The sequence below is a fragment of the Paenibacillus taiwanensis DSM 18679 genome (genome assembly GCF_000425125.1).
Lineage (GTDB): Bacteria > Bacillota > Bacilli > Paenibacillales > Paenibacillaceae > Paenibacillus_B > Paenibacillus_B taiwanensis.
Genome location: NZ_KE384306.1, coordinates 1,007,371 through 1,024,356, shown reverse-complemented (window position 1 = coordinate 1,024,356; position 16,986 = coordinate 1,007,371). Strand labels below are relative to the sequence as shown.

General features: G+C 41.1%; 2 protein-coding genes. Both read right to left on the bottom strand.

What is annotated here, in order from left to right:
• Window positions 1-111: 111 nt before the first annotated feature.
• Window positions 112-9,810 carry a non-ribosomal peptide synthetase gene (locus tag H509_RS0113370; RefSeq protein ID WP_028545533.1) on the bottom strand — a complete coding sequence of 3,233 codons (9,699 nt, stop codon included), beginning with the start codon at window positions 9,808-9,810 and terminating at the stop codon, window positions 112-114.
• On the bottom strand, window positions 9,801-16,961 hold the full coding sequence (locus H509_RS0113365) for a type I polyketide synthase (RefSeq protein WP_028545532.1): 7,161 nt from the start codon (window positions 16,959-16,961) through the stop codon (window positions 9,801-9,803). The genes H509_RS0113370 and H509_RS0113365 overlap by 10 nt, the downstream gene beginning before the upstream one ends.
• Window positions 16,962-16,986 lie beyond the last annotated feature (25 nt).

Here is a 16,986-nt window from a genome sequence, read left to right as displayed (position 1 = left end):
TGTTAACTCACCCTTTGCGTGAGCAATAACAAATCCCCCCCAAAGCCATATGGCCGTTACGCCTACTTCTCATTTGGTTGTGGGCAAGTATTGGCCTTGGGGGGCCCAAGTTTAGATAAAGAGCAATTGATTAAAGTTTCTCATCCAGGCATGAAGCTCTTCTGTCATTTTGGCTATGTTATGTTCTTCGCAAAATAACCGAATCATTACTTCCTGCTCTTTTATTGCAATCGCGACCTCAGTAGATACTGTTGTGGACGGACTAGCGTACACTTCCTTCAATCGACTCAGTTCGTCTTGCATCTCGGCTTGTGCATCATACATGCCCAAGTAGTTAAAGATCGGAATTTGTATCGCTTCTGGGCTGTGCATTTCTTTTAAAATACGTCTCACCTTTTTATACTTGTTCTTTGGTTCTTCACGTGACATCAAAGCGGCAAAATTGATGTTTTTCTCGTATGCAAAACGAATACTTTCATTGATTTGTTCAAGTGGTAGATGTTGATTGCATCGTACACTTAAAGGCAAAATATCAATAAATGCCCCGATAGTAAGATAATAATTGTTGGACTCGTATTTTCTTCCGGTGTGCATAATTGCAAACGGTACCGTATCAAGCTCAAAATTAAGCTCTAACACTTTCAAAAATAGGTGTAAGGATATGTCCCATGACATTTCTTCTACAGATTCACGAAGCCGGTCTGTCATCGGAATAGAAATGATCGTATTTACGAATGAAGTTTCCTTATATTTTTCGAAATATTGACGATAGCTAGTGTGAAAATCATGCAAATTATATTTCTCGATCAGTTCCTTTTCCGTGACGTTTTGAGGTCCCTTCATCTGTTCTGTAATATAATGCTCATATTGCAAAACGTTATGTCTTTCTAATTGTCCATTGTTGGAATAGGCTTGACGTATACTCGCTTCGATAATTTCATAGCTCATCGCATCAAAAATGAGATGATTAAATGGCATATATACTTTGCAGTCATTCGCAGTGTACTTCAGTATGATCACTTTGTACAACAATTTGTCAGCGATAGGTGTTTGGTCTGCTTGTTCTCCATAAAGCTTATGAATATAAGCTTGAACGGCCTCTTTCTGCTCTTCACTGGCATGCTCTAAGTCCAGATAAGGGATGTCGATTCCCTCAACGATGTCATACTGTTGAATCATCGTTTGCTGATCTAATCGGAGAAGCGTACTTCTTAACAAACCTTGCTCGTTAATGAGCGCTTTAATACTTTTTTTCAGCAACGGTACATTGATCTTCTCGTTAAAATCCAATATCGCCCCACTATAGGTTCTATTGGTATCGAGTAGAATTTCCTGCATTGCTGATAAGGGATAAGTTTGAACCCTTTTATGTTCATTGGTAATCTTATCATTAAATGCTTGCAGCTGCTCGGTTAGTGACTGCTCCCATTGCAAAAGGTTCGTTATTACAGGCTCCGTGGACATCTCGCTTGCATCGCTTACCTCAACGCCTTGATGTGCCCAATGTTTATACATGTCACGAACATTTTCATAATAGAACATATCTTTAATGGAGATTTCAATCTTCGCCTTCTTAAGTTGTTTGTGTATTTTGGCGATACGTATTGAATCTCCCCCAACTTCAAATAAGCTGTCTCTCACACCTAGCTGTTCCAAGCCTAATACATCTTTGCACACCTCTAGCATCAGACGTTCCACTTCATTATCAGCGTCCTCATAGTGTGTACCCGTCTGTATTATACCGTTTAACTCTGGTAATTGCTTGCGATCCACTTTGCCATTTGCATTAAACGGTAACGATTCCAATCTGACAAAATAGGCAGGTATCATATAAGCAGGCAATTTTTTGCCCAATGATTCCCGCATAACGTGAATGGCTATTTCCATATCGGATACATAATAGGCGCACAGACACTTTACTCCATCCATTTCTTTGTCGACGACAGCCACCTGTGACACCTCAGGCATCTGTAGCAGGTTCTGTTCAATTTCACCTATTTCAATCCGATAGCCTCTTATTTTAACCTGATGGTCGATACGCCCCATAAATTCAATAGTTCCATCTGGCAGCCTTCTGGCCATATCCCCTGTCTTGTAGAGGCGTTCGCCTTGTTGATAGGGGTGATCTATAAATTTCTCTCTCGTTAATTGGTCATTGTGTAGGTATCCTCTTGCTAATCCCACACCTGCAATACATAACTCACCGGTTACCCCTGTAGGTACCCGCTTATTGTGGGTATCTAATATCCACACTTGATGATGACGAATAGGCGTTCCAATTGTTATTTTCGCTGTAGCATCTGAAGACAACTTACACGTTGTTGTACATACCGTATCTTCTGTCGGACCATATGCATTAATAACCTCTACCTTGCCAAGCAGATGAGAGACTTGTTCGTATTTAAGCTCACTGCCTGCCGTAATTACCCGCTTTAATCCGTTCCCTGCCTCCACATTAGCGGCAACAAATGGCGGCAACGTGAGGGTAGTAATCTCATGTCTGCTAATATATTCGTTTAACAAGTCTGCGCTCAGCAGCACCTCTTTATCGGGGATAAAGAGCGTATTACCGAGCAGCAGCGCCATATACAGCTCCCAGGAGAACGCGTCAAACGCAATGCTTGCAAACTGCAAAATATGTTCATCTTTTCCTATACCAAGATCATGCTCAAACCAATACCTCAAGTTAATAACACCTTTGTGCTCAACCATTACACCTTTAGGCTTTCCGGTCGTTCCAGAGGTGTAAATCACATAGGCCAAATCATGGGCAACGTTTCTATTCTCGATAGGTTCATTTGAAAGCGCATAGTGCTCCCCCTGATCGAGATCAATCACTTCTTTAATGTCAAATACTCTCGATTGCGTAAGGTTAGAAGTCGAAAGCAAAATCTCAGCCTTACTATCCTCTAATATATAATTAATGCGGTCTTCAGGATAGCTCGTATCAATAGGTAAATATGCAGCGCCGGCCTTTAAAATGGCCAACACGCCAACAATCATGTCGATGGATCGATCCATTAAAATCGGTACGATGGATGCGGTGCCAATCCCTTTATGCTGGAGATGTCGGGCTAGTGCATTTGCTCGCTTATTAAGTTCGTCATAGCTTATTGCAGCGTCTCCACAAATGACAGCCGACTTGTCTTTATTTCGTGTGACTTGATATTCAAAGAGCTGTTGAATCGTCTCCTCTGGATGTTCTTCCATATCGGTGTCGTTAACAGGGAACAATGGCTCGACTTTCTCTTCATGACCCACCATCTCAATCTCATCGATCCGAATATTCGGATTAGTAATGACCTGATGTAAAATATTCGAGAAATGGCTTTTGATATGGTTAACTTCCTGCTCATCGTAAATGCCATCGTTGTAGTCAAATTTGACAACAAATGCTTCTCCAGGGAATATTTTAACATTAAAACTGTAGTTCGTCTCCTCAAAACTCCGAGCAGATTGAATCTGGAGATTAACTTGTTCCTGTAACCCCTGATTAATCATATCTTTGTCAATTGGATAATTTTCAAACACCATCAGTCCGTTAATAAGGCTATTGCCAACTTCAGTTAACTTTTGAATGTCTGCGATCGAACAATATTGATATGGCTCACTAGCATTAAAATCGGATTTGATTTGCTGTAACATGTGGCTATATCTTTTTTCATGAATCGTATTTACCCGTAAAGGAATCGTATTAATAAACAGTCCTACCATTTCATCGATTCCATTTATTTGAGTCGTTCGACCCGATACAATAAATCCGAACACAACATCGTCTACATGATTATATTTTTGGAGCTGGATTGCCCATATACTCTGGAATACAGTATTTATCGTAACGTTGTTATTTTTTGCTAAAAGTTCTATTTGTTTGACGATCTCTTTATCTAACTCTAAAATGACCTCTTGTGGCCTGCCTTCGGTTGTTGCCGCTTTCTTAAAGGGAATGTCAATGGTAGTGTCGTAACCCTTCAAGTACGTCGACCAATAATGTAAAGCAGCCGCATGATCCTGTGAACCTATCCACTTAATATACGTTTCATACGGAGTTACATAGCTCGCTTTGACAGGAGCATTACGCAAGCGGCGACGATAGTTATCAAACAACTCGCTACTAATAATGCCAAAAGACCAACCATCTAAAATGATATGGTGATTGCTTAAAATCAAACTATATTGCTGATCCTTCATCCGGACTACATATAGTCTGATTAGATTGTCACAAGATAAATCAAACCCTCTTTTCCTATCCGCGCTCACTAGTTTTGTAATGTAGGCTTCTTGATCGACCTGTAAATCTCGGATATCCAAATATGTAAAATCTTCCTCTATTGATTTATAGACGATCTGCATATTTTCTTTAAAATGTTGGCTATCAAAAGTAGTTCTAAAAACATCATAACGGTCAATAAGGTCCTTGAAGCTTTGCCTGAATAATTCCTCGTTCAGATCTCCGATCACTCTAAGTTCCATATTCAAATGGTAAAACTCACCTTTATCGGCCAACGAATGGTATAGCAAACCCTCCTGCATCGGAGTTAACGGATAGATTCGTTTTATCGTATCAAGCTGTTTTAAATAGGGATCAAGTTCATCCCATGTGATGTCCTCATCGGTAATGTCCGAAGCTGTTATTACTACATGATCCTTAGATAGACAGTGATCGATAATTTGTTTAAGGTTATCGATATAACGTTGCAATAACCCGTCAATCGTTTCATCCTGATATTCTTCTCTGATGTAGCTGATCGTCAACGTAAATTGCTGCTGAAGTACGCTGGCTATAATATTTAGCGGGTACAGTCTGACACTATCTTGACTCACCTCTTCACCTGGTGAAATATCAGATAAAGAGAACCATTCACCTGAAATCAGCTCATCAAGCTGGCCCACATATTTAAAACAGACGTCCGGTTTACGTATAGACTTTAATTCAAAAGGAGATACATATTTCAACATTCCATAACCGATCCCATTACGAGGGACTCGACGTAATGTATCCTTCGTACTTATTATTAAGTCGGACACAGAAGCTTTGCTGTGCAGAGCGACAGGATACTGACTCGTGAACCAGCCAACTGTCCGCGAAATGTCGACATCATCTAGGAGCGGCTCTCTGCCGTTTGATTCCAATTGAACTTGGATTCGTTCGGCCTGGTTGAAGTTAGCCAGCGTGCAAGTTAAGGCTGATAGCAAGATCTCATGTAGTTCCGTACTATACGCCGTATTTACTTTCGTTAATAACGAATCCGTATACAACTTATCTAGTACAATTGACTTTTTGATAACTTTAGCGCCTAATACATTAGGAGAATGATAATCCTTGTTAAGCTCTTTTATGTCTAATTGGCTGAACCGATTCCAATAGTTCAGTTCATTTTTTAACTCCACTTTGCTCGCATAATGTGTTAGCTTGCTGGCCCATTCTTGGAAGGAGGTCGTCTTTAACGGTAATGATTGTTCTTTGCCCTCATAAAGCCGCTCGAAATCCGCCATAATAATTCGCCATGAGACCGTATCAACGACCATTTGATGAATCGTTACAAGTAAATGATCACCCTTGTCTGTTTTAAACAATCCTAATTTAACTAAAGGACCTTTTGTTAATTTCATGCTTGCTTGGAGTTCCGTGCACAAGTTTGTTATATACTCATTCGTAACTTCTTCTCCACGAAAATCATAAATCCGAAAATCGTACAGCTTGTTGCTCACTTGTTTATTGATCCATTTCTCGTCAACAAATACAGCTCTTAACACATCATGATGCTGCACAATTTGATCAAAGGCGCGACCGATCTTATCTTCTCTGAAGCCGTGCTTACTAAACAACATCAACGACTGATTAAAATGATCTGTGCATAAATGCTCTTGCTCCAAAAACCAGAGTTGAATGGGTGTTAGTTCCAACTCGCCTGATATTTCACGCTGATCGATCGTAAGTTTGGTCTGCTTCTGCTTTACATGTACGATCAAATCTTTAATGCGCGGGCTATTCAACAAATGCTTAATGTCAAACGAATATCCTTTTTTGTTCATTTGTGCGATTGCTTGAATCGCTTTAATGGAATCTCCGCCTAGTATAAAAAAGTCGTCATGAATGCCAACTTGCTTTACTCCTAGTATGTTTGCCCACACCTCAGCAATGGAACGCTCCATCTCATTACGTGGCGCCACAAATTCGATCCCCGTGTGGCGATCACCGTCGGGTACTGGCAGTGCCTTACGGTCTATTTTGCCGTTAGGGGTTAGCGGCAAGCGCTCCAGCTGTACGAAGTAAGCTGGAATCATGTAACTTGGCAGCGATGCAGCCATATACTCCCGCAATGCTGAAGCGGACTGCTCCGTTTTGCTGACAACATAGGCACACAAGTATGCCTGCCCGTCGTCTTCCGTTCGGGCTAGGACGACCGCATCTTGAATTTCCTCATGCAGCATTAATTGTAGAGCGATTTCATTTGGCTCTATGCGGAAGCCCCTAATTTTAACCTGCTCATCGATTCGTCCCAAATATTCGATATTCCCATCAGGCAGCCAGCGGGCCAAATCTCCTGTCTTATACATTCGTGTCCCTGGAACAAATGGGTTCGGCACAAACGTGGCGGCCGTTAATTCCTCGTTGTTCAAATAACCACGGGCTAGACCGTCACCGCCAACACATAATTCACCTGCCACTCCAATAGGCTGCAAATGGTTGTGCCGATCAACGATATATACGTTTGAATTGCTGATCGCTTGGCCAATCGGGATCGCACTGTTAAACACTTTCTCAATGACATAATAAGTCGAGAAAGTCGTATTTTCAGTCGGTCCATAACCATTAATTAACTTTAAGTTCGGATGAGCCCTTCTTGCTTGATTCGTATGTTCCCACGATAACGCGTCTCCGCCCACAATTAAGGTGTGCAGCCCTTCGAATATCATGACATCTTGTTGTACCAATTGGTTAAATAAAGGAGCTGTTAACCACATCGTTGTAATGTGGTGTTGCTTTATTTCTTGTCCGAGCCGCTCCGCGTGAAGGAGTGTGTGCTCATCCACTAGCACCAAGCTGATACCGTTCAGCAAAGCCCCCCACAGTTCAAATGTGGATGCATCAAATACGATTGCTCCTGTTTGTAATATGCGGTCACCTTCAGAGAAAGTAACGTAATTGGTATTTTTGACGAGTCTTACAACGCTTTGATGCTCAATCATCACTCCTTTTGGTTTTCCCGTAGAACCTGATGTATACATGACGTAGGCTAGATCAGAAGAGCTATTCCGCCACATCGGATTTTCGGCACTTTCCGACGCCAACTCCTCGGCGGCTAAGTCCATCAGGACGATATCGATCTGGCGATCAATGTGATGCTGTAACGCTTCTCGATGCGTGGATGAAGTGAGCAGCACTTCCGCCTTAGAATCTTCAAGCAGCCTATTTATACGTTCTGCCGGATATTTCGGATCAATCGGCAAATAAGCACCGCCAGCTTTGAGAATGCCCAAAATACCGATAACTGTAAGCGCCGAACGATCCCCCAATATACCTACACATGTATCGCTCCCTACACCTTTTTGTCTCAAGTGATGGGCTAGACGGTTAGCTCTCATGTTCAGTTCTTCATAAGTCATGTATACATCCTGATAGATGAGTGCTGTATGATGTGGTGCACGGTCTACTTGCTCCTCAAACAGCTGAACGATAGTCTTATCTTTCGGGTACTCGCTTTGTGTGCAATTAAACGTGTACAAAATCTGATGCTTGTCTTCATCATCAACGATATCAATATCAACCGTGCTTATATGTCGATTTTCAATAATCTGATCAACAATAGCACCGAAGCCTCCCATTATTTTGGATATCCCCGCTTCGGAGTAAGCATGTCCATTATAAATGAAATTGACCGCGATGCTGTCGTCTTGAGTCACAACGAGTGTTAAGTTGTAATTTGTTCCTTCAATAAGCTGTTGGGGTAATACAAAAACAGAATTAAGTATTTTCAAATCGTTGTTTTTCAAAATTTCTTCATTTAATTGCTTTTCATCAATCGGATAATTTTCAAATATAAGGAGGCTGCTAATTAAATCATTTTTGAGCTCGCTTAGATTTTGAATTTCCGCTAGACTTACGTAGTCATATTTGTTGTTTTGCAGCGTGAGGCTGCTGATGTGTTGTATTAAATCTGGATACAGCGTATGCTCTTGGAACATAACCCGCAGTGGGATCGTGTTAATAAACAGTCCTGGAATAACCTCTACACCTTCAATTTCAGCATTTCGGCCAGAGACGACATAGCCGTAAACGATATCATCCCTGTTGTTGTATTTGTGCAGCAGAATGGCCCAAATGCTTTGTATAATCGTATTCACCGTCACTTTGCTTTCCTGCGCCATCCGAATTAAGCTTGCTGTCTTCTCCTCGTCTATAACCAATACCATCTCTTTATTCACAAATTCATTCGATCTGTGTTCTTTTTCAAATGGAATTTGGGTCACTTCTTTGCATCCGTGCAAATAATGTTGCCAGTAGGCTTTTGCTTCATCTATGTCTTTGTTTTTCAGCCAATCGATATACGTCACATAAGGAACAACCTCATTCAAACTCGCTTGAATTCCATGCTTTAACTCATTATAAATTTTAAACAGCTCAATTAATATTAAGCTATTACACCATCCATCCATCAAAATATGATGGAGATGAAAAATTAAGCTATACGTATTCTCATTCATCCGCACAAGGACAATTCGCAGCAATTCATCTTTGTTTAAGTCAAAGCTTCTTTGGCGATATTGTTTAAGTAAATCCTCTAAATGAGCATTGTGATCAATAGTTTGATCTGAAAGGTCGATGTATGTGACCGCAGTGTTGCGGCTGCGATAAACCACCTGCATATTTTGTTTAAAGGATGTATAATCAAATATCGTTCTTAAAATATCATGTCTTTCGACAACGATATTAAGTGCTTGATTCAGCGCCTCTAAATCTATGTGCCCTTCGACCTGAAAACACGATAGCTTAATATACGTGTCCAATTCATCCGTCAAGGCATGATAAAGCATACCCTCTTGCATCGGAGCAAGAGGGTAGATGTGTTTAATATTGGGAAGCTCATCCTTGTAGGCTGACAATTGTTCCATCGATATATCTTCGAGTGTAATGTCAGTTACAGTCAGTTCGGCTTCATTTTTAGTTGTACAATGATCCATTAAACGTAACCAATGTTCTTGATAGGTGGCGAGAAGCTTTTCAATGGTACCCTGTTGCAAGTCTGCTTCCTGGTAAAACACCGAAATGGATAGCTGGTCTTTAGTCAGAATAGCCTCCATATGAAGTAAATGAGTAGTTACTTCATGTTCGGGGGCTTGAAGAAGGATACTTGGACTCGTCACGTCCATTACATGGTCCGTTGTATTCCAATCGGGCCTGCCTAAGTAATTAAAGCTAATTTCAGGTTCTACCTGATACATATTCTCGGCGGACATTGTCTTTACCATTTCATAAAATCTACCCTGATCCGGTATGCGTCGCATCATATCTTTGGTATGTTTAATCGTAGCCCCAAGATCATCATAAGCTTTTAAGCGAACGGGAAATTGTGTGCTGAAGCACCCCACGGTTCTGCTCATATCCATCGTGCTAATTTGTTGTTCCCTGCTATGGCTGAACAACGTGATGAGAGTCGTATCTTCTTTTGTCCAATCACGGATCGTTAAGGCTAAGGCAGATAACAACATATCAAGGATGTTGGTATGATAAACTTTATTGATTTGTTCCATTGCAGCTTGGGTAACTCGTTCATCAAGCACTAGAACTTTATTCTTTAACTCCATGCCAGCTTACCTCTCTCCCTTGGCAATTTTTTATTCGCTGTGTCATATAAGCCGTTCCAATAGTCCTTCTGTCGCTTTACACGATAAGAGTCCGCGAATCCATTCATTTTATGTGACCAATCCTTAAAGGAACTGGTTTTCTCAGCCCAAACGATTGGCAGTCCTTGTTCCGACTGCATGTAAGCATTCGAGAAATCTTCTAGCACAATTTTCCATGACTGCTCATCAATAACAAGACCATGAATGACGATAACTAACTGATCTCCTGTACTCATTTTAAACAAGCCCACTTTGACTAAAGGTCCTTTTTCGATATCCATGCTCCCTCGAAGCTCATCACATTTCGTGATGACATCTTGCGCTGATATATGCTCATACATATGAAAGTCATACAACTTCTCACTGTGACCACGATTAACTTGTATGACTTCGCCACTATCCATTTTATATACCATTCTTAACGCATCATGATACAGAACTAATTGATCTAATACTTTCTTTACGAGGTCAGCTCTAAAGCCCGTTTCCTTATACAACATGCGGGCTTGGCTCCAAGCAGAGTGATTCTGGGCTTCTTGCTCAAAGAACCGTTTCTGAAGAGGAGTTAATTTGATTTCACCCGCTAAGGTTCCTTGATCAGCTTTGCTAGGCTGCTCCTCTACAAGTGACACAAGCTGCTTTATCGTTGGATTTTTGTATAAATGATCAACTTCAAAGTGGTAGCCCTTTGCCCTCGCCCGCGAAATAAGCTGAATCGCTTTTATTGAGTCTCCGCCCATTTTAAAAAAATCATCGTTAATGCCGATTGGCTTTGTGCCCAACGTAGCTTCCCATACTTTAGCGATTACGTCTTCTACTTCATTACGTGGCGCCTCGTAACCAGCAGTTGCGCCAACATCTATAAGAACTGGTAATGCCTCACGATCTGGCTGTTCATGGGCAGAAAGAAGCTGATCTATTTCTTCAAAACCAATAGTTTCAAAATCCTTGAGCTTCAAAGTATCGTTATCATCATGATCGTGATGGGTAATAAACTCTAAAATACGCTTATAGTATTGTCCCCATCTTTCAATCGTGGCTTCTTTAAATAGACTTGTTTTGTAGGTCATGCCAATATGGAATAAGCCATTTTCCTCCAAAATTTCAATAACAAAGTCAAAGTCAGATAACTTGATTTTATAGTCATACAGGGTGAGCTCCAAGTTATCTATCGTAAGCACTCTTTCATCCGTTTTTTCATAAACAAACCGCACATTAAGCGAATTGGCTCTACTGCTTCTATCTTTTTTCAGAAGGTTGACGAGCAAATGAAACGGATAATACATATGGGAATATGCTTCCAAGCAATTTTGCTTGACTTCATTTAAAAACGTTAAAAACGTTTTATTCGCGGACAAATTATTTTGCAGGACCATCGTGTTTGTAAACATGCCAATACTTTCATTAAAAGATCCATCTGCCCGATTCGTCACTGGAGTACCTATACAAATTTCTTCCTTACCCGTTACCTGTTTCAGTAAAAGGTTAAATGCTGCTGCTAACAACATAAACAATGAACATTTATTACGCTTAGACACTAATTTCAAATCTTGTACCAATTCGGAACCTAGCTTCATATGGACTGTATTTGCCGCAAAATCTGATTCTGCCCCTACTGGAAAATCCGTTGGCAGCTTCAGCGCGTTCAAACCTCCCGCGAGCTTGTTCAGCCAATACTGCTCACTTTGTTTTTTCTCATTTGACATCATATACTGCGCTTCCCATTGAACGAACTCACGATACTGCTTCGTTACAGGCAAAAGACGCTCGTTTGCATACAGCTGCATAAATTCTTTCACAAATATGTTCATTGAAATTCCATCAGCTATCGTATGATGAAAGTTAAAAATGAGCGTACCTTCATGGTCTCCCTCCTCGATCAGGATGACCTTAAACAACGGAGTTTCCGATAGATTAAAAGGTGTCACTAATTTTTCAATGAGCGCATCTAATTCCTCTTGGAAGTCTCTTTGGATGACTTCGATCTTAAACGCCACATGCTCCACAATTTCCTGCTTAAATTCCCCATCTTCCACATACAGACGTGTTCTTAAACTTTCATGACGCATCACGATCTCATAAAAGACACGCTCAAATTTGTGACGATCCAGCTTTCCTTTCACCTTTAATACGTTCACCATATTGTAGGGATCATTTTTGCCGATCGCGCTTAGTGTATATAAGCGCTGCTGGATCAAGGACATAGGTATTACAGGCTGCTTGATTTCATTATCGCTAGAGCGAAATGGCTGATCTGCATGCTGAACAATTAGGGACTCGCCCATATAGCCAGCTTGACTCATCTCTTCAATGGTCTGTTTGATCGCGTTAAATATAAACTCGATATCGTCATCTGTATGTTCAGTAGAGAAGAAGCAATTTCTTCCTTCCCAAACATATACACCTTTCTCCAATAAACCGAAGAAGAAAATTTCAAAGTCACCCCGAAATACAAAGCGGAATAAGGAACCAAAATGCACTACTTTTATAGGCACATGATGAGCTTCGAAATAGTTGTTTACACGACGCACAAAATTAGCCGTTTTTTGATTCAGCTTGTCATAAAGCGTATCTTTATGCTCCGTTATATAAGTTAAGGACGCGTTAGCCGCAGCCATAGCTAGCGGGTGATGGGAAAAGGTTCCCGCAACAAATGTTCGCTTATCCTCACATGGTGGAACTGACGTGTCGCCAAAGCTCCACATACCTCCATCGATGCAATCCATAAACTCCGACTTTCCAGATACGACCCCGATCGGCATTCCACCACCAATAACTTTTCCATAGGTGACGATATCCGCCTTAATACCAAAATGCTGCTGGGCTCCTCCTGCACATATTCTAAAGCCCGTGATGATCTCATCGAATATAAGGGCAATGTGATTGGCTGCTGTAATTTCTCTTAATTTACTAAGGAACTCTTTTGGCTGTACATCCGGTTTTCTACTTTGAACCGTCTCCACTAATACACCCGCGATTTCATGTGCATGCTCACTTATATACGCTAGTGAAGACTCTTGATTATAATTAAGCACCACCAAGTCACTGACAGCACTCTCCATAATGCCTGGCGCTAGCGGGATCGTTGTCAGACTGCCATCATCTTCAAAGAAAGGTAAGCCAAGCACGCCATCAAAAGTACCATGATAGGAACCTGCAAACGAAACAATCTTTTTCTTACCCGTGCTTGCACGTGCGATACGTAAAGCCACCATATTAGCTTCTGTTCCAGAGTTATAGAAAGCAACCCTTTCTACGCCTGTTAGCTGACAAATTTGTTCTGCGACGGTACCCGCTAACCTGCCCATTGGGCCTAACGGCATTCCTCTGTCTAGTTCATCTCGTATTGCCTGCTGAATAAAGCTTGGGTTGTGGCCAAGTAAGTTAACACCAAAACCCATCGTTAAATCCACAATCGTATTTCCATCTATATCATACAGCTTCGCGCCCTGTCCGGCTTCAGCCACAATCTGATACACCATTTCCTTTAATACAGGTCTAAATCCCGCGACATTTCGATTGTTCGCATACACTTTCCGGTACTTTTGAATGTTCTCTTTCGATTTTTGGGAGAACTTTGTATACTTTTTTTCAATATTATGAATATAAGTTAGTTGCAGCTCATTAAAGTTTTCATTATCGATCAAATCCAGCTTTTTGTAGGGAACATAGTAGTTTTTAGCATCTGTGGGTATTGGCGCACGCTTCTTGCTGCTAATACTAGCCTGGTTAGGCGTTACAGTCGCAGGCTTGTCAGCTGTAGGAGCAGGTCTATGGTTAGGCTTGGTTAAATCTTTTAAAATGCCCAGTTGCTCTTCCATAATTTTCATCTGAGTCGAAAAAATATGCTGAATCGCACCGAGATCATGATTAACAACTCCCAAGGAACTTGGCTCCTGCCCTACTGCTGCAACAGTAGAAACGTGCTCTACTGCTGGTGTAGTATTCGTCAACTCCAGGGATATATGGTCTGAATTTGCTTCAAGTTCGTGTTCTTCAACCGACCAATCAACATGGTTGCTTATATGCTCGGTTATTTTTTCGACCGTATCCAGATGAATAAAAAATTCATTAAGTGTGATCGAAATGTTGAATTTGTTCGTAATTTGTTTATTGAGCTGGATTAGCACTAATGAATCAAAACCAAGCGTAAGCAGGTTAAGGTCATCCTCAATTTCTTCACTTTTTAGCCCCGTCAAAACCTGTATAATTTCGATTAGTTCTGATTTAATTTTCGCTTTACCGTTCGTTTTCACGTCATTTACACGAACTTGAGGTGTTATAGGAAGTGCGGTCTTTGATGAAGGCGACGTTTGAGGAACTTCTTTGATTTCCAGGACTGCTTCTGTTGCCTTCGCTTTCGCACCAGTAGTAAGCTCCATTCTTCTTACCTCTTTCCAAAGTTCCTTCTTTTGAAATGGATAATTTGGAAGCATAACTTTTCTTTTACTGTAGCCTTGATAGAAGGAATGCCAATCCATATCCATTCCGTTCTTATATAATTCAGCAACAGAATTAAAAAATTGTGTGTAGCATTCCGTTTCTCTTCTCATGGATGTAACAAACAAGGTGTCGCCGTCATCCCCGAGACATTGATTCGCTAAACCTCTTAAAGTTGCGTCTCCACCAATTTCGATAAAAATATTTACGCCAAGCTGCTTCGCTTCTAACACGGCACTCTGAAAATCAACCGTCTTGGATAAATGTTCAACCCAATATTTTCGATTTCCTAGCAGTTCCTCATGTTCCAATTTACCTGTAATACTAGAGATCATCGATAGCTGTAACTTTGAAAATGCAATGTCGCCAATACTATTTTCATACCTGCCTTCATAATTGTTCATGAGCGAGGAATGATAGGGATGCGGAATATTAAGCTTATTATAAAAAACTCTATGTTTCGCAAGCAAAGTTTCAATCACGAGATCCACTTCAGCGCTGCTGCCCGATATCGTCACATTGTCTGGGGCGTTTATAGCAGCAAGGGATACATGTTGACAACCGCTTTCCTCTATAGCTGCTTTGACGTCGTTCACATTGGTCAGCAAGACGACCATCTTGCCTTCGACGTCAATCGACTCCATCATTTTGCCACGTTCAGCGATCATCAAGATGACATCATCCAAACTGATTAAACCTGCATAACAGGCCGCAGCATATTCCCCTATACTGTGTCCTATTACAATACTTGGCCTAACACCTAACGCATCCCACAATTTAGTTAGTGCATACTCAATGGAAAAGATAGCCGCTTGTGAGTATATCGGTCTACTGAGCAGCGTTGGATCATTGCCGTAAATTCCTTCAAGGATGGACAAGCCAAGTATCGCTTCAAACTTTTCATTACATAAATTCATCGTTTCTCTGAACGTACGTGATGTAGTATAAAACTCTTTTGCAATACCTTCGTAAATCGAGCCTTGTCCAGTAAATAAAAACGCTATTTTTTTATTGCTGTTTTTACACTTTTGAATATGCAGCTCGTTGTTTGTATCAAGTAAGACTTGATCCATAGTGGCCAACAAATCCTCTTTGCTTTTGCCAACGGCTGAAAATCTGTAGTTCAAGTAGGAGCGGCTAATATTGGAGGTATACGTAATATCACTGATAGAACTGTTATTCTGTTGCAACAATTGCTTGATAGAGCTTACATATTCTTTTAACGCCTTTTCACTTTTTGCTGATAAGGTCAAGAGATGGGCCGGTAATTCGTCTACATGCAATTGTTCGTTTTTGTCTTGAGGTGCCTCTTCAAGAATGACATGCGCTAAAGTTCCACTAAACCCAAACGAGCTTAGACCTGCTCTTCTGACCCCGTTAGGTTTATGCCAGTCCATAAACTGGTCAGCAATTTTAATTTTATCCCAATCTATATGCTTATTTGGATTTTGGTGATACCTATTAGGTATCACTTTTCGATGTTCAAGCGAAGCAATAACTTTAATTAATCCGGCCATCCCCGCAGCAGCTTCCAAATGTCCAACATTAGGTTTTACAGATCCAATTAGTAGCGGTTCCTTTTTGTTTTTGAACACTTCGGAAAGAGATTGCACCTCGATCAGATCCCCTAATGACGTTCCCGTGCCATGTGTCTCAATGTAATCGATATCATCAACTGATAATTTAGCATGATGCAGTGCCTGCTTCACGACACTTTGCTGTGACAATCCATTCGGAGCAGTGAAGCCGTTTGATTTGCCGTCTTGTCCGATCGCGATACTTTTTATAAGTGCTGCAACTTCATTCCCTGCATGTTTAGCGTCCTGTAACTTTTGCAAAATAATGACACCGCAGCCCTCGCCTCTTCCAAAACCATCTGCCTCATCATCAAATGCCCTGCATCTGCCATCCTTAGACAACCCATTAAATTTAGAAAGTCCAATAAATGTTTCTGGTGTCAAAATCAGATTTGAACCCCCGACAATGGCTATGTCACACTGGTTGTTGCGCAAACTATCCACAGCCATATTTAAGGCAGCAATGGATGACGAGCATGCCGTATCACAAGTAACAGCAGGCCCTTTGAAATCATAAAAGTAAGATAATCTTCCAGCTGCCGAGCCAAGCGAAGCTCCCACCATCGAATACGGGGTTATATCCGTTGCATCGCCCGAATACAACTCTGCGTTCGCATATTCGCAAGAACTAATTCCTATAAATACACCTGTCTTGCTGCCTTTCAGCTGTTCAATATTAAGGGCGGCATTTTCCATAGCCTCCCAGCTCACTTCTAATAAAAGCCTATGCTGCGGATCAATTGAGGCCGCTTCAATAGCTGATAAACCAAAATGAATGTTATCAAATTCTTTTATATTATCACGCAAAAATGATGCGTTTTTAGTAATCATTTTTCCTTCTTCGTCAGGGTTCTCACTGTAATAAGGTCGATAATCAAATCGATCAGCTTTAATTTCAGTAACCGTTTCAGCACCCGTAGCCAACACATTCCAAAACCCTGTTGGATTGTGAGCATCGCCTGGAAAACGGCATGAATATCCGATGACTGCGATGTCTTCAGCACTGTGCTGATCTTTTAACATGGCAGAAAGCTCTTCTATTTTTACTGCTGCTTTTTTAAGAGCAGCTTTATACTTATCAATCTCCTGATCCATATGTCCACTCCCTTTTCCACTAGTC

Excerpts from the sequence above, each read along its gene's own strand:
- H509_RS0113370 (WP_028545533.1), bottom strand. The coding sequence starts at position 9,810 with ATGGAGTTAAAGAATAAAGTTCTAGTGCTTGATGAACGAGTTACCCAA.
- H509_RS0113365 (WP_028545532.1), bottom strand. The coding sequence starts at position 16,961 with ATGGATCAGGAGATTGATAAGTATAAAGCTGCTCTTAAAAAAGCAGCA.